Consider the following 18,526-nt stretch of genomic DNA (forward strand, 5'->3'; position numbering starts at 1 on the left):
ATGCCAAAACCTCCTTACCGCCTGCTCCTTTCCCTTTTGCTGGTAGCCGCGATCACGGGATGTGAAAACGAAAAAGAGAACCCCTTTGCCATAGCAGCAGGCAAGATTGGTCATTTGGAGCGTACTGCGCGTATTGCACAATTAGACAGCATCTTTGCCCAGGATTCCCTGGTTCGGGATACCACCAAGCTCGAGCTTGGCGCCAATGATAAAATTGAGGTTTACGAAAAAGGGGGAAGCCACCTGCTCACCCTTAGTCCGGGTGGAGACAGCCTGAAGCGCATTGGTAACGTCCGCATCCGGGATGCCCGCTATCTCACTCCGGAAGGGATCGGCATAAAAAGTACGTACGGAGACATTAAAAAGGCCTATGAGATCCGAAAAATCCTTTCTTCCCTGAATAATGTCGTGGTCCTGGTAAAAGGCAGCGAAGCATACTTTACCATTTCCAGGGAATCCCTGCCGGGCGCACTGCGGTATAACAATGCCCCGGTAGAAGCCGTTCAAATACCGGATAACGCTCCCATAAAATATATGATGGTAAGCTGGGATTAATCCCGGCTTTCTATTAGGGCATCTTTCCTCCGTGCCATAATCGCCGCGCTGTGACCCGTTATCCATTCGGTTAGTTCGACCAGGCGTTGTAAGTACTCAAAGCCAAAGGGAGACAATTCGTATTCCACCCGAACCGGAACTTCGGCATAGGCATGCCGTATCAAATAGCCGTCCTGTTCCAGGACCTTCAGGCGCTCACTGAGCACTTTGGCCGAAATCCCCCCCACCTTTTTCTTCAGTGCATTGAAGCGGAGTTTCGGGTAATAGCCCAGAAAAAGCACAATCAGGATACTCCACTTATCTGAGGCCAGGGCCATCACATCGCGTATCGGACAATATTCGGCCTCTTCCCGGGGAAGGAACGGGCTAAAAAGCTCCTTAATTTTTTTTGCCGTCTTAAGCCGCTGATTTTCAGTAATTGTTTCCATATTGCCACCTGATTACTTACCGGATACCTATTTTATAACCGGTAAAAATTCGATATTTTTGGTATTCCAAAGGAACCAAGTTACTTAAAGTTACTGCAATGCGCAAATACCTCTTCCTGATCCAAAAGAACTTGCTGGCGGGCTACCTGAACAGCCTTGTTTATGTCTCGCCCTCCAGCGCAGCGCACCGGGCTTTCCTGATTTTCTGTAAAGTACGCAAAGGGCGTATCCTGCCACAGCAGGAATCCTATTTGAAGGAGGCCCGTCTGAGTAGGGAAGATGTCGCCGGGCATCAGCTCCAAACCTATCACTGGAAAGGCAAGGGACCCAAGGTTTTACTCATCCACGGGTGGGAGAGCAACACGTTCAGATGGCGGAACCTCATTGAACCCTTGCGTCAGGCCGATTTTGACATCTATGCCTTTGATGCACCGGCCCACGGGGCCTCCAGCGGGAAATATTTGCATGTCCCGCTCTATACGCAATGCGTGGAGCACCTGGTACAAACCTTTAAACCCGATTACCTCATTGGCCATTCTGTCGGCGGGATGACTACGCTATATCACACCTACCGGCACCCCAACCCGGAAATCGAAAAAATTGTAACCATAGGAGCACCCTCCGAATTCCACGAAATCATGGAGAATTACCAGAATCTCCTCGGTTTTAACGACCGTGTCCTGAATGCACTGGATGGCTACATACAAAATCGGTTCGGGTTTGGTATCCGGGACTTTTCCACCTCCCGTTTTGCCCTTGAAATCGACAAGCGCGGCCTGCTGCTCCACGACAGAAAAGATGCCATTGCTCCCTACCACGCTTCGGTTCGTGTCAATCAGAACTGGAAAGGAAGCGAGCTGATTTCCACAGAGGGCCTTGGACACTCCATGCATCAGGCAGAGGTGAACCAACAAATCGTGGAGTTCCTCAAAACCGGATAGGTAGGTACAACACGCTGTGTCTTGCGGCACAATCCATATCTTTGAGCGATCAAATAATTTTCCATGTCAGCAAGTATTACACCCTTTCACGTGGCCATCCCTGTCCACAATCTGGCTGAATGCCGCACATTTTACCGGGAAGTCCTGGGTTGTTCTGAAGGTCGCAGCAGTGACCAGTGGGTAGATTTCGATCTTTTCGGGCATCAGGTGGTGATTCACTACAAGCCTAAAAGCGAGGAAGACCTCCATACCAATCCTGTAGATGGAAAACACGTTCCGGTTCCTCACTACGGGGTCGTACTCCCCTGGGATTCCTTCCACACCTTTGCGGAGCGTCTCAAAAGCAAGGGCGTGGAGTTTGTGATTGAACCCTATATCCGCTTCGAAGGGCAAGTTGGGGAGCAAGCTACTATGTTCTTTTTGGACCCGGCAGGGAACGCCTTGGAATTCAAGTCGTTTCGGGATATGGGGCAGTTATTTGCGAAATAAGTTTATTGGGACCAGGCTGTTGGCCAAGGGCATTCTCAGAGCCTTTTCTCGAAGCAAACGCTATTGGCAACCCCTACATAAGGCTCGAAATTCGGAATCCGCCGATACCCATATTTTTCATACAGCCCAATGGCCTCGGGATTACGCAATCCGGTTTCCAATACCATTCGGGTAAACCCGTCTGCCGCAGCCCACAGCTCCAATTCCTTCAATACCCCTGCAGCGATTCCTTTGCCGCGATATTCCGGATCGGTAAACATCCGTTTGATTTCAACGGCATTTGGGTCAAATACCTTGAGGGCACCGCAGCCTACGGCCTGCCCTTCCAGATAATAAACCACCGCGCGGTCCAGACCCTCCAAACCATTGTACTGATGATAAAAGGCATGTTCCTCCCCATCGCGTTCAGCGAGGTCTGCATCCAGGCGACCTACCAGTTCGCGGAATTCGGGGTTGGTTGAATTTGTCCTAAGTAGCTTCAAAATGCTGATTCTTTAACCCAATGACAATCCCTTCCTCCGGATCCAATACCGGGCAAAAATCAGATTCGGCACCCAGCAAAGCCAGGCAACTATCCGATAGGCAGGAATGAAGTCCCCAATGGTTGCCGTTAGGAGGGGCAGCCAAATCCTAAGGGTAACCGCCGCGAAACAAGCCGCATAACTGTATATCATCCACTGGCCGTGCAACACAACATTCCCCTGGAGAATAGCCCGATAAGCCATAAGGGTGAAGAAAATCCACAGAACCCCCAAAAAGAAGAACCCCGTGGCGCTAATCCATCCCCCGGTAGCGTGGAATGCGAGGTACACGCCACAGCTTCCGCTAATCAATACGGTCACCAGGTAAAATATCCCGAGCCTGCGGTGCAGTTTGAGGTAGTTTCTCCGCAGTCTTTTGCTAAACTGCGTCCATCCGGAAAGCAAGGCAAGTCCCCCGAAGCTTATATGGCCATAGAATGCAATATTCCAAAGTGTATCGGCCAGGAGCTGGTCGGTCTTAGAGTTAAGCAAGCCCATTTTACCATCGACCAGCAGGTACATCAGCGGGTACAATCCAACACCCACCGCCAGGAATCCAAATGCCAGCCAGGCAACTTTATTTACAGTTTTGTTTGCCATCACTTATAGCGCCAGCTGGTTAGGTCGGCCCCTGCTGGGGCGGATGCTGCTATGCGCTGCATGATTTTAGGCACGTACATACTGTTGTACCGCAAGCGACTCAAATGATTGGGCAGCTCGGGATCGCCATTCCAACAGTGTTCCGCCCGGTCGCCGTAAAGCACTTCCCCATCGTAGTAGGGATCCGTGGTTTGCTCCAGGAAATCCTCCATTAAGTACACGGCGTTATTGAGGTAATAGTTGTCCATATCCCCGCAATAAATATGGATCTTGCCGCGTAATTTGGGACCTAGTTTATCCCAATCCCGCTCCAGGATATGGCGCAGGTCGTAATTCTCTTTCCAGTATTCGGCCACCTGTTTATCGATAACCCCGGTCTGCTTGTCCCAGATACGCTGCGGGTAGCCGTCGGCTCCCTGTGGTGAATAGGTCGCCTCCCAAATATCCCATTGCTGTCCGGAACGACTCTTGTCGCCGAGGACCCATTCGAGCTGATTGTATTCTTTTACTGTGGTATGGACCTGCCCCAGGTAATCCCGATGTGCAGGCACCTCCAGGGGCTTGTGCTTACTCGCATAGTAGTAAGCGTTTTCATCTTCGTAGATATTCGTCAGGCAATAGGCCCGGAAGTCAATGGGATCCGGGCAAGCAGCGAAACAGCCATTGTATTCCTCTGGGTATTTGACCTGCACGGCAAGGGCTTCCCAGCCTCCTGTAGACCCACCGTAAAGGAAGCGCGACCAACCTTCACCCTGACCTCGGAACTGCTCTTCAATGTATGGGATGAGTTCATAGGTAATCGCATCGCCGTAGGGGCCCTGGCTAGCCGAGTTTACCGCATAGGAATCGTCGTAATACGGGGTGGGATGCTGAATTTCTACTATGAGGAATCGCGGAAAGTCCGGTTCGTTCCAACGCTGGTAAAAATCATAGGCCTCCTGCTGCTGAATTATATTATAGCCTTCTACCCCAAATCGCTCGGAATACACGGGTTCCATATCCTCATCGGGTGGCGTAGTCCGGAAACCCCCAAAATCCGAGGGGAAGTGCCCATGGAATATCATTAAGGGATAGCGCGCCTCGGGATGTTCCTCAAAACCCTTGGGCAACAACACGTGTGCACCCAGATACATATCGCGGCCCCAGAATTCCGAAAGGCGCTCAGAGCGTATCTTAATGTGTTTGATCCAGGGGGTATCTTCGGGTTCGGGAATGGGGGGAATTACCTGGTCCAGGATCAATTCAGGAGCTTTAATACCCGATTCCGTTACTTCAATTTCCATTGGGGTGCTATACAAATTCCCGGGCGATCGGTTCCATTGCTGTCCTTCCCCATTGTCCATAGGTAGCTTTACCGTGTGCCCTGTACTCAGTTCAAAAGTTTCGTAAACATGGAGCAAAGCCTGCGCCTGATATTTACCCGGCGGGACCTCACTTAAGTCATTGTAGGGGAAGCCGGGCTGCTCCGCGCTAAAGGTCATGGGGGTACTCCCAGCCATATCTGCTACATTCATCCCGAAGATCATTTGGGTATTCAGGCCTGCATTGATCTGGAAACGCGGCTCATTGCCGGGGTCGTCGGATAGCATCAGTAGCAATCGCCCATCAAAGTCGGAACTGCTGAGGGAATCCGATAAGCGGATGTTTACCTGAAAATCGTCGGTAGACGATGATTCCGGGCTGCAACCCCAGGAGAGGAGGATCAGTATCATTACTGCGCAGCTCAGCAGGTTCAGAGACCGCAATCGGCTTGAAAAACCAGGTAGTGCTTGTAACATGTCGATGAATTTTTCAAAAAGATAGGCTATTTATCAGAAAATGAGCCCGGTCGTTCATCGACAAATTATACTTAAGGCCTGCGATCCGGCGTTCTGATACTACCAAATCTTAGCGCTATGAAACGATTTGCAATGCTTTTTGTCCTTGGCATAAGCCTAATGGGCACTACCTCATGTACCAATGATGAAGGGGATCCGGAATTCGAGATCCTGAACCCGGAAGAAGAGAACACGGAGACGGGGATCGCAGAGAAGCCCGAAACCGTTGAAGCAGATAAGCAGGATTAACCGGTAGCTTTAGCCCTAGGGTCAGGCCTTGCGTTGCCGCGCGAGCAGCGTGTTTTTGAGTAACATGGCAATGGTCATGGGCCCAACGCCTCCGGGAACGGGAGTAATAAAGGATGCTTTGTCCTTGACTCCTTCAAAATCCACATCGCCGCATATATAGTAGCCGCGCTCCCTGGATGCATCCGGAACGCGCGTGATCCCTACATCGATAATTACCGCTCCGTCTTTTACCATATCCGCCTTTACAAAGTTGGGAACACCCAGGGCAGAAACAATGATGTCGGCCTGCCGGCACAATTCCTCCAGATTTTGAGTGCGACTATGGGCAAGGGTAACCGTGGAATTACCTGCAGCACCTTTTTGACTCATCAGGATACTGATCGGACGTCCCACAATATGGCTCCTGCCAATTACCACGGTATGTTTCCCTGAAGTCTCTACCTCGTAGCGTTTCAATAATTCAATGATCCCGAAAGGCGTCGCTGAGATAAAAGTTTCCAGTTCCAGCGCCATCTTACCAAAATTGGTCGGGTGGAAACCATCGACATCCTTGTCCGGATCAACGGCCATCAGGATTTTCTGTTCGTCGATATGCCTGGGAAGAGGAAGTTGTACGATGTAGCCGTCGATTTCGGGGTCGGCATTCAGTTGTCCCACCAATTCCAGTAATTCTTCCTCTGTGGTCGATTCCGGGAGTTGTTTCAGGGTAGATTCAAAACCAATACGCTTGCAGGCGCGAACCTTGCTCCCAACATAGGTAAGGCTGGCCCCGTCTTCCCCGACAATTACAGCGGCCAGGTGAGGTACTTTCTCACCGCGTTCCCGCATGGCTGCTACCTCAGCGGCTATTTCGTCTTTAATGTCGTTGGATACTTTCTTGCCGTCGAGTATGGTCATGGAATTTAGTTTTTGAAACCTTTTACGGCTTCATGTTTTGCATCATTTGCATCATCTTCTTGCCGCCGCCACCCTGCATCATCTTCATCATTTTACTCATTTGGGTGAATTGCTTCAGGAGTTGATTCACTTCCTGGATGCTGGTTCCGCTTCCTTTGGCTATCCGTTTTTTGCGTTTGGCATCGAGTAATGCGGGATTGGAGCGTTCTGCCGGTGTCATCGAATGGATAATAGCCTCGATATGCTTGAAGGCATCATCATCGATGTCGAGGCCTTTCATAGCCTTTCCAGCCCCGGGAATCATCCCGATGAGGTCCTTCATGCTCCCCATTTTTTTGATCTGCTGGATCTGACTCAGGAAATCGTCAAAACCAAAGCGGTTCTTGGCGATCTTCTTCTGGATACGACGGGCCTGCTCCTCATCGAATTGCTCCTGGGCGCGTTCCACCAGGGAAACAACATCCCCCATCCCCAGGATTCGATCGGCCATACGGGCTGGGTGAAAGATATCCACCGCATCCATCTTTTCGCCCGTACCGATAAATTTGATCGGTTTGTCTACCACGGATTTGATGGAAATAGCGGCTCCCCCACGGGTATCCCCGTCTAATTTGGTCAGGACAACCCCATCAAAATCGAGGACATCATTAAAAGATTTGGCGGTATTCACCGCGTCCTGCCCGGTCATGGAATCCACAACGAAGAGGATTTCCTGAGGCTTTACAGCGTCGCGGATGTTGGATATTTCATCCATCATCTCCTGGTCCACGGCCAAACGTCCGGCGGTATCGATAATCACCACATTGTGGCCATTGGCTTTCGCATGCGCGATTCCTGCCTGCGCCAGTGAAACCGGGTTTTTATTCTCTTTATCGGAATAGACCGAAACCCCGATCTGGTCCCCGACCACATGAAGCTGATCAATAGCTGCAGGACGGTAAACGTCACAGGCAACCAATAAGGGGTTTTTAGATTTTTTCCGCTTGAGGAAATTCGCCAGCTTTCCCGAGAAGGTCGTTTTACCAGATCCCTGAAGTCCGGACATCAGGATTACCGAAGGGTTTCCACTCAGATCAATGCCTTCGGCATCGCCCCCCATGAGCTCGGTAAGCTCATCCTTGACGATTTTGACCATTAACTGGCCGGGTTGCAGGGAGGTCAATACATCCTGCCCGATAGCCTTCTCCTTCACCCGGTTGGTGAATTCCTTGGCAATCTTGAAGTTTACATCGGCATCGAGTAAGGCCCGGCGGATCTCCTTGGTTGTCTCTGCGACATTTATTTCCGTGATCTGCCCGCGCCCCCTAAGGGTGTGCAGCGCCTTATCCAGCTTTTCGCTTAAATTATTGAACATTTTCCTACGGCAATTTTGCGATAGGCAAAGGTAAGCAATGGCAATGGATTAGCATAGCCGCAAAACGGTTGTGGCCCTCAGGAATCCCCTACAGCCGTACGGCTGTACCCGAAGCCGTCACCATGATCATGCCTCCCCCCGATCCCAGGGTTTCGTAATCCAAATCCACGCCGATCACAGCATCTGCCCCAAATTCCCTGGCCCGATCGGACATTTCACGAAGGGCACTTTGACGCGCCTCATTGAGGACGCGCTCATAGGAACCGGAACGGCCCCCAACGATGTCGCGAATCCCGGCGAAAAAATCCTTGACAATGTTTGCCCCGATAATGGTTTCCCCGGTAACAATACCCAGGTATTCGCGAACGGGTTGGCCATCTAATGCTGTAGTAGTGGAAACTATCATGATCTCGTGTTTATAAAGTGAAGAAATAATTTTACTCAATTTATTGGTTGGGTTTTGGCACGAAATGTTACAAAGAAAAAGAGCGGTTCCACTTAGGAAACCGCTCTTCTCGCATTAGGGGCAAAAAAGGACCTTTGTATAGCTAAAGGTTAAGCTTGGGTATTTACATTTTCAATTATTCCAGTGAAAGGGAACAGGAATCATTCCTGGCCTTTTGCTGCTTATTTTTCAAAGACTAGTACAGTTACACTGCCGTCATCTTCGTAATCTTTCAACTCGATCCGGTTTTCGGTCATCGAGACAAAATCCCAATCCTCAGTCAATTCAGATAATTCGTCATTGTCGTCTCCGAGATTCAGGTACACCTTGAGTTTACCATCTTCGTCCCGGATTACGCGCCACAGACCTGTTTTAAGGGGATCCATATTGGTAGAAACATTCAGGATATGCTCAGCATCGAAGCTAAAGTCGAACCCGGCAAATTCCGCGGTCATATCCATATCGGCCTCTACATAAGAAGCAACCGTCCAGTCTCCGCCCATCAGGACATTTCTGATCTCGGAAACATCTCCATCTACGGTTCCCGGGCACACGCGTTCGAGGATCAGTTCGTAATCGATCTCCTCTACTTCGAATTTCAGTCGGTCATCCAGGAGTTGTCGTAAAGGCCATTCGAAGGATACTCCGGGCTCATCTCCAAAGGACATGGCCAATACAAGACCTCCTTCTACACCAGTACCAACTTCCCAGGTACCCTGGCTTACAGTGATTCCATTACTCAGGGTAACAACACCTTCGCCCTGGAATTCAAATTCGTATCCTAGCAGGCGATCGATTTCCTCACCTTGATTCTTAACTTTCTTGATGATCCAGCTACACTCGCGAAGGATTTCGGTAAGGGTTCCTGGCAGGATGCCTCCACCACCATTCTCACAATCCATCTTCATGATAATCCGGTTTCCACCTTCGGCAAATAATTTGATCTTACCTTCTTCGATCTCATAGACAAACCAGCTAAGGCTAAAGTCTACCAGGGTATCAAATTCAAGATTTAGCACCACATATCCACTGGCTGTAGCATCGATATCCCACTCTCCAACAAGGGTGTTTCCATTGCGATCTACTACTTCAACCGCTCCATCTACTCCGAAGAACATTTTGTAAGCTTCGTACTGCGGACTCTGATCTACTTCATCGCGAACTACGCTGAGTACGTTCCATGGACATTCAGTCAGGTAAGCCTCCAGACGCTCTTCATCAAAATCGTCGTCGTTGTAATCATTGTCGTCATCCTCATCGCAAATATCCTTGGCCATTTCCAGGGCAGCGGCGAGTTCGGTATTGTTATTTACCTGAATCTCGGTACCATCGTACTTGATCAGCGTAATCGGGTATTCAATGCTCACGATAGCCTCGTCTTCCAGTTCATGGAAGAAGCGACGCAGTTGCTCATCGCTCTCGATGGTAACCTGTCCTGTCTGGGTATTGTCCAGATCAAAGGTGAATAAGGTAATAGGGTAAGCAAAATCGATACACTCGATATCGCGGTCGTCTCCTCCTTCGATACATTCGCGTGCCAGTTCGGCCAGGGCCTCTGCACTTTCAATTTCAATTACGCTGTAATCCGGAAGGGTAACGGTAATAGGAAAGAAAATATCAATTTCGTCGATATCGTCTTCGAACTCATCAAAGATCTCCTCGATCAGGTGGAGGTCTTCTTTAGAATCAATGGTAATATCCAGTCCGTTTACATTAACGGTATATGGAAAATTAAGGGCAAAACAACTGCTGCCATCTACAATATTGTCGAAGGAGCCATCACGGGAGGAAGTATCTTCGAGCAATCGGGCAGTACTGGAATTAGCCTTAAAAGATTCTCCCTGCGTACTGGAAGTATTGATTTCTTCAAATTCTTCCTGGCAAGACGTAAACGCCAGGGCCCCGATCAGGAGCCAGAGGGAAGCTGTAAGGTTCAGAAACTTTTTCATAACGATTTGGAATTTTTTTTGTTGAACTACGCCTTAAGAACAATCAACATTGCATTTACCCTACCACTTTCTTAAAATTTTTCAAATATCTTTGAGATTAGCACGTCAAAACTTCTGCCTGCATGGACAATGTCTGTGACGATAAAATCTACAGCGAGGTGTTCCGCACCCATTCTAAAACGGTTTTCAACTTCATCTATTATAAATTCGGTAATGAGGAAAAGGCAAACGACGCTGTGCAGGAGGCTTTTGTTAAACTTTGGGAGAATTGTGCCAAAGTAGCCCCGGAAAAAGCCAAGTCCTTTGTTTATACGGTAGCTAACAACCTGTACCTTAATGTTATTAAGGCCGAAAAGGTTCGGTTGAAGTACAAAGACCCTACCGCGAGTATTGAGCGGGAAAACCCCGAATTCCTGTTGGAGGAACAACAGTTTAAACACAAACTGGAAAAAGCCCTGGCCGATTTGCCGGAAAATCAACGAACCACTTTTCTGCTCAACCGCATCGATGGGAAGAAGTACAAGGAAATTGCAGAAATGGAAGGGGTTTCAGTAAAAGCCATCGAAAAGCGAATGCACCTGGCCTTAAAGGCGCTTCGGGAGCAGATCGACGGGATATAATGAGTATCGATGAGAACTACCCTATTTCGATTGCTCAATAAAGATGGAAATTCAGTGAATTCAGCTCGTAAATACTTCGGTTATGCCCTCGGAGAACTAATCCTGGTTATTGCCGGAATCCTCATCGCCCTGCAGATTTACGACTGGAACGACCGGAAGAAGGAGCTGCAATCCGCGATTCGGTATCACGAACGTTTGATTGAAGATCTGGATTTAGTCATTATTGTCCTGGAAGACAATCAAATCCTTTCGGATAGCGTATATAAATCCCTAGTGCTCACCATCGAAGCCCTTGATTCCAGGGAATTAACTCCTGAGAAAAATGCCGCCCTGAAGTACGCACTGAGTTCCTATTATAAGTACAACCAACTCACCATTCGTTTGCACGCCTACGACGAACTCAAAAGCACGGGAGGACTTAATCTGATACGCAATGAAAAAGTTCGGAAGCAACTCTCGTATTATACCTCTTTCCTTGAGGGTGTAGCCGAAGTGTATCGGATTTTTGGAGAATCCATCGTTCAGATGGGGCCAACCATGGATAAATACTTCAGAACAAGCCTGGATCCTACTGCCACCGCCATAGGAAACTTTGATTTTGCAGCCATGGCTTCCAATGATGAATTTAGCAATCACCTCTCCAGGATCGCACTGGCCTGGAATAACAGGCGCGCCTTTAACGGCAGAATCCTCGAGAATACCAAAAGCCTGAAAACCTTAGTGGAAGAAGCGCTCGCCGACCTCAGAAATCAATCCTGAAACCAATGAAAACCGACCTGGAAATATCGCAAAGTGTAGTTGCCAAACATATTCGGGACATCGCCGAAAAACTGGATATCCCTGAAAATCAGCTGGAATATTACGGTACGAACAAGGCCAAACTGCCTTTATCCCTCATTAAAAAGGAAAAAATAAAGGATGCTAACCTGATCCTGGTGACGGCTATTACCCCTACCCCGGCCGGAGAAGGAAAAACCACAACCTCTATTGGGTTGGGCGACGGGCTCAATAGAATTGGAAAAAAGGCGCTGACGGTTATTCGTGAACCCAGCCTTGGGCCGGTATTCGGGATTAAAGGAGGTGCTGCCGGAGGCGGTTGGAGCCAGGTTATCCCTATGGTAGATATCAACCTGCATTTCACTGGGGACTTCAGCGCTATTGAAAAGGCAAACAACTTGTTGGCTGCACTTATTGACAATAATATACGGGCCCAGAAAGATAACCTGGGGATCGATCCCAGAACCGTGCTCTGGAAACGCTGCATGGACATGAACGACCGCAGCCTCCGGGAGATTATTTCCGGTCTTGGGGGGAAAGCTGGCGGGTTACCCCGGGAAACGGGATTCAATATTACTGCCGCTTCGGAAATCATGGCCATCTTGTGTCTGAGCGAGAATTTTGAAGACTTGAAAACCCGGATTGGCAATATTTATATCGGGGATACCTGGGAAGGGAAACCTGTTCACGCCAGAGAACTCAATGCAGAAGGAGCTATGGCAGTTCTGCTGAAGGACGCGATCAAACCAAACCTGGTCCAAACCCTGGAAGGCAATCCTGCCCTGATCCATGGGGGGCCTTTTGCCAACATTGCCCAGGGCACCAACTCCGTCCTGGCAACAAAAATGGGGATGAGCCTGGCCAATTATGTCGTAACTGAGGCAGGTTTTGGAGCCGACCTCGGTGCCGAAAAATTCCTTAATATCAAATGCAGAAGCGCAGGTCTTTCCCCTAAAGCAGTAGTCCTGGTTGCCACTATCAGAGCCTTAAAATATCACGGTGGGAAAGCCCTGGATGCGCTGACCGAGCCCGATACTGAGGCCCTGCAAGCCGGTTTTCCCAATTTGGAACGCCATTTGGCCAGTCTCAAGAGTTTCGGACTCCCCGTAGTTGTTTCCCTTAACCGGTTTAGCTCGGACGCCCCGGAGGAACTGGAGCTGTTACAAGCACACTGCAAAGCACTGGATGTACCGGTGGCCCTGAGTGAAGGCTGGGCCAAGGGGGGCGAAGGATGCACTGCCCTGGCCGAAGCCGTGGTCGCTGCTGCCGATAAGGACGCAAAGCCTTTTACTCCAACCTATAACCTGGAAGACTCCATTCGCGAAAAAATGGAAAAAGTCTGCAGGACCATTTATGGGGCCAAACACGTTATTCTCTCCAATAAGGCGAATAGCCAGTTGCGGCGCTTTGAAACGCTCGGTTACGGCCAATTGCCTGTTTGTATGGCCAAGACCCAAAAAAGCCTGAGCGACGATGAGAAAAAGCTGGGGCGGCCTGAAAATTTTGACATCAACATACGGGAATTTGAGATTGCAGCCGGGGCTGGTTTTATCATTCCCATTGCGGGAAATATACTCCGTATGCCTGGTCTTCCCTTGCGTCCTGCCTCGGAACAAATCGATGTGGATAGCCAGGGGAACATCAAGGGCCTCTTTTGAGGCTTTTGAGGCACAACAACCCTCGCTTTCCTACCTGTGAATTTTTCATAGGTCCTATGAATTTTTCATAAGTATCATATAGTCAATAACTTACAGACCGATCGGTCGAATTCGATAAAATACCTTTTTATCCTGTCCATTCCTCGGTAAAATCGTACCAATCACCGAAATTCCATAGGCATGAGTACTTTTCGCCAGGCTTTTGGAGCAATTATTTCTTAACTTCGGGTCCCCTTTGGGGAGTTTCGGGCCACAGGCCTTTAGAACACACCAATGAACGCGAGAAAAGGAAAATCTACCATCGAAAGACTGAGGGCATCGCTCTCAGACCTTCAGTGCTCGGAAGCTTCGGCAGGAAAAAACCTGTCTGAATTTTCCCGAAGCAAGGAATCTATGCTGGAGGCTTTTGCCCACTTCCTGCGTTTTCGCCGATTGGGTAGGGCCGCAATCGGATCCTACCTGGGTTTCATAGTCCTGTTGCTGATCAGCTTTGGCTTCGGCAACCCTGCAATGGCGAATTTCGGCGTCATTGTTTTGTTCCTTACCTTCCTTTCCCTCCTTGTTTATGCAACGCTTATGCAATCCGACTTTTACGGAGCTTTGGGAATGGGTAAGACCGGTGGTAATCCCCTGCGCATTTTCTTTATGGGGATGCCGCTTTACATTCTTATCTTCCTGGGGGAGGAGAAACAAATGCTTCGTGAATTGCACAGCAGGGTACAGGACAGCTTGTCGGGCTCCCGGTAATCTTGCTATCTTAGCTTAAATCCGTAATTTTCTGTTACTTCCGGGTAGGGTATTCTCCGGTTGGATTGTTATAGGGTTGATAAATCGAATGCCATGGAAGAAAATTACCTGGCCAAGTGGCTCAATAATGAACTATCGGCAGCGGAAGAGGCCGAGTTCCGGAACCATCCGGACTACCCTTCCTATGCGCGTATAGTTAAGGCCTCCTCGGAACTCCGGGCCCCGGAATTCGACGTGGAAGCAGCCCTGAACCGCGTGCGCGCGGCTCAATCCATAACCGAGCCTAAAGTCATCCGCATGCGCAGGTCCAGACCCTGGATGGCTGCGGCAGCGGCTATACTCGTTTTTCTTTCCGTTGGCTTCTTCTTTTGGAATTCCCAGCAGCCTACCGCTGCTTCCGGATATGCCCAGCAAACAGAAATTGCCCTCCCCGATCAGTCTCAGGTAACATTAAATGCCGGCTCCGAAATCTATTACGACGAGGACCACTGGGGCGAAGATCGCCGGGTCCGACTCGAAGGTGAAGCCTTTTTTAAGGTAGCCAAGGGTCAGACGTTCACCGTAGAAACTGAAGTTGGACAGGTTACCGTTCTCGGAACCGAATTCAATGTCCAGCAACGAAATGGGGTATTTATCGTTAGCTGCTACGAAGGACTGGTTCGGGTAGACCACGGCGGACAGCAAATTCAACTGCCCGCAGGAACCCGCTTTAGCCTTGTTGGCAATGATCTGGAAACAGGCACGGTAACCGCTGGAAGCGTTCCTTCATGGATGGAAGATGAGAGTTCCTTTACTTCCATGCCGCTATCCTTTGTTCTGGAGGAATTTGAGCGTCAGTTCAATATCCGGGTGACTACTCGTGGTATAGATATGGATGCGAAATTTTCGGGCTCTTTCAGCAACACAAATATGGATTTGGCGTTAAAAAGTATTAGTACCCCACTGCAGATTAAACACGAAGTAAACGGGAACAAAGTACTTTTTTATGCTGAGAACGCCCCTTAAGGTCCTACTGGCCGGCTGCCTCTTCTGCGTCCTAATCAGTACGGGCCCATTGCTGGCCCAGGAAAATATTTCCCCTTCGCAAGTTTCAGTGATCGAACTCCTTGGCATGCTACAGGAGCGGGATCAGGTACGCTTTTCTTATCTGGACGAAGATCTCGAGGGAATGCGCGTTCGTGTCGATACCCGAAAGGGTCTGGATGAAATACTCACTGCACTGCGTCAGCAAACACAGCTCGATATTAAGGCCCTCGATAATCGCTACTACAGCGTGAGCAGAAGCCCCCTGGTCCGGGTTTGCGCTACGGTTTTCGACAATTTTGGAGCGGAACCGGTGAGCGGTGCGTCAGTAGAAGTGCTTGGCAGCAGTCTGGCTGCAGTTACCGATGCGTCGGGGCGTTTTGAATTTGAAGGCATTCCCCGTGGGGCAACCCTTGGGATTCGCCATATCGGTTTCAAACCCCTCTACATCCGGGCCGATGAATTCCTGCAATTGAATCCCTGCAAGCGCATTACCCTTGCTGTCAGATATCAACAACTCGACGAAGTAGTGGTCATGAAATACCTGACTACGGGATTGAGTAAGGAATCCAATGGTAGCGTCCTGCTAAAAACGGATGAATTTGGATTATTACCCGGACTTAGTGAGCCGGATATCCTGCAAACCATACAGGCCCTCCCGGGAATCAAGAGTATTTCTGAAACGGTCTCCGACATAAATATCCGCGGAGGTACAAACGACCAGAACCTCATTCTTTGGGATGGGATTAAAATGTATCAATCCGGGCATTTCTTTGGTCTGATATCTGCATTTAATCCCTATCTGACCCAGAGTGTGGAAATCATCAAAAACGGCGCTAGTGCCCGTTACGGTGATGGCCTCAGTGGTATTCTCAATATGAGGACGCATGATCGCGTTGCTCGAACCTACTATGGTGGCGCCGGGTTTAACCTGATCAGTGGAGACGCCTACCTGCATCTTCCGGTTACCGATCGCATGGCGGTGCAGGTATCGGCACGCAGGTCCGTAACCGATGTATTTAACACCCCTACCTACGCCAATTTTTCAGACAGGGCCTTTCAGGATACCCAGATCAGTACCCCGAGCGGTTCCTCATCGGGACGGATTCAAGACCGTAGCGAAAACTTTTTTTTCTACGATTTCAGTGCCAAACTCCTCTATGATTTCAGGGACAACCATCAGTTTCGGGTAAGCGGTATATTCATCAGAAATAACCTTTTCTATTCGGAAACACTGACCGCAGACAATTCAGAAAATCGCTCTGACCTGAATCAACTCAATGCTGGTGTCAGCGCTGTATTGAGGAGTCAGTGGAACGCTTCCCTAAGCAGCGAAATCCTGGGTTATTTTACCCAGTACGACCTGGATTCTCAATACCTGACCGAAGGAAGCGGACAAACGCTATTCCAGGAAAACCAGGTAGCCGAAACCGCCTTCAAATCTCGTTTTGCTTACCGGTTCAATCCCGAGCTACAATGGAGTTTTGGCTATCAGTTTATCGGGACGGGTATTTCCAACACTTCCGTCGTAAACCAACCCCCATTGGATAGCCGGGTAAAAGATGTGCTTTATGCCAATGCTCTGTTTAGCGAGTGGAATTATCGCGGGCCCGGAAGCAGACTGAACACCACAGCAGGGTTGCGACTAAATTACTTCCGAAACCCGGAAGACTTTGACCGGCTTCTATTAGAACCTCGCCTAAGTCTGCAATACCGCTTAAGCGACGATATCTATCTGGAGGCCCTTGGAGAATTCAAGAATCAGACGAGCTTGCAGCGCGTAGATCTGGAACAGAATTTCCTGGGGATAGAAAAAAGACGCTGGATCCTGGCCGATGAAGAAGATCTCCCGCTGGTTACCAGCCGGCAAGGATCGCTGGGCCTGCATTACGACCGAGGCTTCTGGTTAGCCAGTATAGACGGTTTCTACAAGGAGGTGGAAGGGATAACCACAGATACCCAGGGATTTCAGAATGAAGGTCAGTTTGGGGGAGAAATCGGAAACTATTCCGTTCACGGGGTTGAAGCCCTGCTGAACTACAAAAATGAGGCTTGGAGTACCTGGATCAGCTATGCGTGGAACCAAAACGAATACTTCTTTGAAGACCTGGACCCACAGGTTTTTCCCAATAATTTGGATGTGCGCCATAGCCTGAGTGCCGGCAGCGTATATGCTTATGGGGATTTAAAAGTCGGCGTAGGCCTGCACTACCGAACCGGCCGGCCATATACCCAACCCCAGCCAGAACCGAATGCCATAAATACCACTGTTTTCCCCAATCGTATAAACTTCCAGCCGCCCAACAGCAGCAGGCTGCCAGAGTATATCCGCGCGGATGCTTCAGTTACCTATGATTTCCGCTTTTCCGAAACCGTCAGAGCCACGGCTGGCGCTTCAATCCTCAACCTGACCAGTCGCAAAAATTTGCTGAATCGTTATTATCGGCTTACCGACCAGAATGAGGTGGAAATGATAGAAAGCATCTCGCTAGGGCTCACCCCAAACCTGAGTTTTCGGGTTCGTTTCTAGGACCGGTTCATCAGCACCATGACCACCACATGTGGGAAGGTTATAGCGGCCAAAAAGCTAAAGAAGAGCGAGAGAAAATTTCCATCCGTATCCTCAATGGTTAAAAAGGCTACCGCCAGACCGGTTAGGGCCAGGACCCAATACAAAGCTGAGCTTCGCAAATATTGCAAGGCACTCTTCCGATTGAATGCTCCGTAGAGCGCGTGGATTTGGTCTAATAATGACGGGAGCGCATGCCATAATATAAAATAGATGGCAAAACTCAGGATCAGGGAAGCATTGTGAAAAACGATCCAAAAAACAGCCCACAGTAGCAATTCCAGGGGGAGGACAGCCTTGATTCGTTTCCAATGTAACTTTGATATCAGGATAAGGAAGTGGCCCGCCAGGGCTATCCAAAACCCGACACTGTAGAATTCCTCGGGGAAGGAACGCACGCCCAAGCCACCGATTACCGTATTCACCTCCTCAAAATGTGCCCAAAATATAAGGAACAGTACAGCGGCACCATAGAGGAAGAAAAACAATCCCCGTATCATGCCAGCCGCTGTAAACTTTCGGTGCCAGTGCTGTTCGCCAAAATGATAAGCGCTGAAGAGGATAAAAAAGGCGAGCGCGAACGCCGGTATGAAATAAAAAATGAGCGCAGCAATCAAAACCACCGCAACATATATCAAAAGCACCTGAAAGGAAGATTTTGTTTTTAAAACCCCCGGTTGCAGACGGGAGAGAATGAATAGGTCGTTGGCCCCATGAAGGATTCCGAATGTAAAAATCAAAACGAAGGCAATCAGTTGTTCGGCCCAAACCGATGCAAAACCCGAAGTCCACAAGCTAAAAAAGGTCAGCACCACGCAAATACTGGTCAATTTGTCAATTTGACCCCTATGTTTTTTCGTTTTGTTCAATTATTTATGATTTTCTTT

General features: G+C 49.2%; 19 protein-coding genes. 10 read left to right on the plus strand and 9 right to left on the minus strand.

All coding sequences use genetic code 11. The annotated features are described in order from the left end of the window. Positions 1 to 555 carry a hypothetical protein gene (locus BM318_RS13375; RefSeq protein WP_245759837.1) on the plus strand — a complete coding sequence of 185 codons (555 nt, stop codon included), beginning with the start codon at positions 1 to 3 and terminating at the stop codon, positions 553 to 555. Here BM318_RS13375 and BM318_RS13380 read toward each other — a convergent pair. Further along, positions 552 to 983, minus strand: a complete 432-nt coding sequence (locus BM318_RS13380; protein WP_092983124.1) for a winged helix-turn-helix transcriptional regulator — start codon at positions 981 to 983, stop codon at positions 552 to 554. The genes BM318_RS13375 and BM318_RS13380 overlap by 4 nt on opposite strands. Before the next feature lie 98 nt (positions 984 to 1,081). On the opposite strand from BM318_RS13380, the gene BM318_RS13385 reads away from it, so the two are divergent. Both BM318_RS13385 and BM318_RS13390 read left to right on the plus strand, forming a co-directional pair. Next, positions 1,082 to 1,924 carry an alpha/beta fold hydrolase gene (locus tag BM318_RS13385; protein WP_092983126.1) on the plus strand — a complete coding sequence of 281 codons (843 nt, stop codon included), beginning with the start codon at positions 1,082 to 1,084 and terminating at the stop codon, positions 1,922 to 1,924. A 63-nt stretch (positions 1,925 to 1,987) separates the two neighbouring features. Then, on the plus strand, positions 1,988 to 2,413 hold the full coding sequence (locus BM318_RS13390; RefSeq protein WP_092983128.1) for a VOC family protein: 426 nt from the start codon (positions 1,988 to 1,990) through the stop codon (positions 2,411 to 2,413). 35 nt (positions 2,414 to 2,448) lie between these two features. Here the strand turns inward: BM318_RS13390 and BM318_RS13395 are convergent, their stop codons facing one another. From BM318_RS13395 to BM318_RS13405, 3 genes are read right to left on the minus strand one after another with little or no spacing between them, the layout of a single operon-like run. Further along, positions 2,449 to 2,895, minus strand: a complete 447-nt coding sequence (locus BM318_RS13395; RefSeq protein ID WP_092983130.1) for a GNAT family N-acetyltransferase — start codon at positions 2,893 to 2,895, stop codon at positions 2,449 to 2,451. 12 nt (positions 2,896 to 2,907) lie between these two features. After that, positions 2,908 to 3,534, minus strand: coding sequence for a DUF2306 domain-containing protein (locus BM318_RS13400; protein WP_092983131.1), 627 nt, complete (start codon positions 3,532 to 3,534; stop codon positions 2,908 to 2,910). Then, entirely contained in the window at positions 3,534 to 5,312 is a 1,779-nt protein-coding gene (locus BM318_RS13405; protein WP_245759838.1) for an alpha/beta hydrolase-fold protein, read from the minus strand. The genes BM318_RS13400 and BM318_RS13405 overlap by 1 nt, the downstream gene beginning before the upstream one ends. A 117-nt stretch (positions 5,313 to 5,429) precedes the next feature. Here BM318_RS13405 and BM318_RS14455 point away from each other — a divergent pair, with 117 nt between their 5' ends. Continuing rightward, the gene (locus BM318_RS14455) at positions 5,430 to 5,600 is read left to right on the plus strand and encodes a hypothetical protein (protein ID WP_177218317.1); all 171 of its coding nucleotides are present in this window, start codon (positions 5,430 to 5,432) and stop codon (positions 5,598 to 5,600) included. A 21-nt stretch (positions 5,601 to 5,621) separates the two neighbouring features. Here the strand turns inward: BM318_RS14455 and folD are convergent, their stop codons facing one another. The 4 genes from folD to BM318_RS13425 all read right to left on the minus strand — a co-directional run bounded on the left by folD (position 5,622) and on the right by BM318_RS13425 (position 10,245). Next, positions 5,622 to 6,497 (minus strand): bifunctional methylenetetrahydrofolate dehydrogenase/methenyltetrahydrofolate cyclohydrolase FolD, encoded by an 876-nt coding sequence (gene folD, locus BM318_RS13410; protein WP_092983132.1) that lies wholly within the window; start codon positions 6,495 to 6,497, stop codon positions 5,622 to 5,624. Between the two features lie 22 nt (positions 6,498 to 6,519). Further along, complete coding sequence (gene ffh, locus BM318_RS13415) at positions 6,520 to 7,851, minus strand: signal recognition particle protein (RefSeq protein WP_092983134.1); 1,332 nt, start codon at positions 7,849 to 7,851, stop codon at positions 6,520 to 6,522. 88 nt (positions 7,852 to 7,939) lie between these two features. Beyond that, the gene (locus tag BM318_RS13420; RefSeq protein ID WP_092983136.1) at positions 7,940 to 8,257 is read right to left on the minus strand and encodes a heavy metal-binding domain-containing protein; all 318 of its coding nucleotides are present in this window, start codon (positions 8,255 to 8,257) and stop codon (positions 7,940 to 7,942) included. Positions 8,258 to 8,478: 221 nt separating this feature from the next. Next, positions 8,479 to 10,245: a hypothetical protein gene (locus tag BM318_RS13425; protein ID WP_092983138.1), complete on the minus strand. Its 1,767-nt coding sequence runs from the start codon at positions 10,243 to 10,245 to the stop codon at positions 8,479 to 8,481. A gap of 122 nt (positions 10,246 to 10,367) precedes the next feature. Between BM318_RS13425 and BM318_RS13430 the strand changes: the two genes are divergently transcribed. From BM318_RS13430 to BM318_RS13455, 6 genes are all read left to right on the plus strand, one after another. After that, positions 10,368 to 10,865, plus strand: a complete 498-nt coding sequence (locus tag BM318_RS13430) for an RNA polymerase sigma factor (protein WP_092983140.1) — start codon at positions 10,368 to 10,370, stop codon at positions 10,863 to 10,865. Positions 10,866 to 10,874: 9 nt separating this feature from the next. Continuing rightward, entirely contained in the window at positions 10,875 to 11,624 is a 750-nt protein-coding gene (locus tag BM318_RS13435; protein WP_092983142.1) for a hypothetical protein, read from the plus strand. Positions 11,625 to 11,629: 5 nt separating this feature from the next. Then, complete coding sequence (locus tag BM318_RS13440; RefSeq protein WP_092983144.1) at positions 11,630 to 13,300, plus strand: formate--tetrahydrofolate ligase; 1,671 nt, start codon at positions 11,630 to 11,632, stop codon at positions 13,298 to 13,300. A 273-nt stretch (positions 13,301 to 13,573) separates the two neighbouring features. After that, positions 13,574 to 14,047: a hypothetical protein gene (locus tag BM318_RS13445; protein ID WP_092983145.1), complete on the plus strand. Its 474-nt coding sequence runs from the start codon at positions 13,574 to 13,576 to the stop codon at positions 14,045 to 14,047. A 93-nt stretch (positions 14,048 to 14,140) separates the two neighbouring features. Then, on the plus strand, positions 14,141 to 15,052 hold the full coding sequence (locus BM318_RS13450; RefSeq protein ID WP_092983545.1) for a FecR family protein: 912 nt from the start codon (positions 14,141 to 14,143) through the stop codon (positions 15,050 to 15,052). Then, the gene (locus BM318_RS13455; protein WP_092983147.1) at positions 15,033 to 17,600 is read left to right on the plus strand and encodes a TonB-dependent receptor; all 2,568 of its coding nucleotides are present in this window, start codon (positions 15,033 to 15,035) and stop codon (positions 17,598 to 17,600) included. The genes BM318_RS13450 and BM318_RS13455 overlap by 20 nt, the downstream gene beginning before the upstream one ends. On the opposite strand, the gene BM318_RS13460 is transcribed toward BM318_RS13455, so the two are convergent. Further along, complete coding sequence (locus BM318_RS13460) at positions 17,597 to 18,469, minus strand: Brp/Blh family beta-carotene 15,15'-dioxygenase (protein WP_177218318.1); 873 nt, start codon at positions 18,467 to 18,469, stop codon at positions 17,597 to 17,599. The genes BM318_RS13455 and BM318_RS13460 overlap by 4 nt on opposite strands. Positions 18,470 to 18,526: the final 57 nt, after the last annotated feature.

It is taken from the genome of Robiginitalea myxolifaciens (assembly GCF_900115205.1).
In the GTDB taxonomy this organism is placed as follows: Bacteria; Bacteroidota; Bacteroidia; order Flavobacteriales; family Flavobacteriaceae; genus Robiginitalea; species Robiginitalea myxolifaciens.

Excerpts from the sequence above, each read along its gene's own strand:
- BM318_RS13405 (WP_245759838.1), bottom strand. The coding sequence starts at position 5,312 with ATGTTACAAGCACTACCTGGTTTTTCAAGCCGATTGCGGTCTCTGAAC.
- BM318_RS13420 (WP_092983136.1), bottom strand. The coding sequence starts at position 8,257 with ATGATAGTTTCCACTACTACAGCATTAGATGGCCAACCCGTTCGCGAA.
- ffh (WP_092983134.1), bottom strand. The coding sequence starts at position 7,851 with ATGTTCAATAATTTAAGCGAAAAGCTGGATAAGGCGCTGCACACCCTT.
- BM318_RS14455 (WP_177218317.1), top strand. The coding sequence starts at position 5,430 with ATGAAACGATTTGCAATGCTTTTTGTCCTTGGCATAAGCCTAATGGGC.
- BM318_RS13380 (WP_092983124.1), bottom strand. The coding sequence starts at position 983 with ATGGAAACAATTACTGAAAATCAGCGGCTTAAGACGGCAAAAAAAATT.
- BM318_RS13390 (WP_092983128.1), top strand. The coding sequence starts at position 1,988 with ATGTCAGCAAGTATTACACCCTTTCACGTGGCCATCCCTGTCCACAAT.
- BM318_RS13425 (WP_092983138.1), bottom strand. The coding sequence starts at position 10,245 with ATGAAAAAGTTTCTGAACCTTACAGCTTCCCTCTGGCTCCTGATCGGG.
- BM318_RS13430 (WP_092983140.1), top strand. The coding sequence starts at position 10,368 with ATGGACAATGTCTGTGACGATAAAATCTACAGCGAGGTGTTCCGCACC.
- BM318_RS13440 (WP_092983144.1), top strand. The coding sequence starts at position 11,630 with ATGAAAACCGACCTGGAAATATCGCAAAGTGTAGTTGCCAAACATATT.
- folD (WP_092983132.1), bottom strand. The coding sequence starts at position 6,497 with ATGACCATACTCGACGGCAAGAAAGTATCCAACGACATTAAAGACGAA.
- BM318_RS13435 (WP_092983142.1), top strand. The coding sequence starts at position 10,875 with ATGAGAACTACCCTATTTCGATTGCTCAATAAAGATGGAAATTCAGTG.
- BM318_RS13375 (WP_245759837.1), top strand. The coding sequence starts at position 1 with ATGCCAAAACCTCCTTACCGCCTGCTCCTTTCCCTTTTGCTGGTAGCC.
- BM318_RS13445 (WP_092983145.1), top strand. The coding sequence starts at position 13,574 with ATGAACGCGAGAAAAGGAAAATCTACCATCGAAAGACTGAGGGCATCG.
- BM318_RS13400 (WP_092983131.1), bottom strand. The coding sequence starts at position 3,534 with ATGGCAAACAAAACTGTAAATAAAGTTGCCTGGCTGGCATTTGGATTC.
- BM318_RS13385 (WP_092983126.1), top strand. The coding sequence starts at position 1,082 with ATGCGCAAATACCTCTTCCTGATCCAAAAGAACTTGCTGGCGGGCTAC.
- BM318_RS13450 (WP_092983545.1), top strand. The coding sequence starts at position 14,141 with ATGGAAGAAAATTACCTGGCCAAGTGGCTCAATAATGAACTATCGGCA.
- BM318_RS13455 (WP_092983147.1), top strand. The coding sequence starts at position 15,033 with ATGCTGAGAACGCCCCTTAAGGTCCTACTGGCCGGCTGCCTCTTCTGC.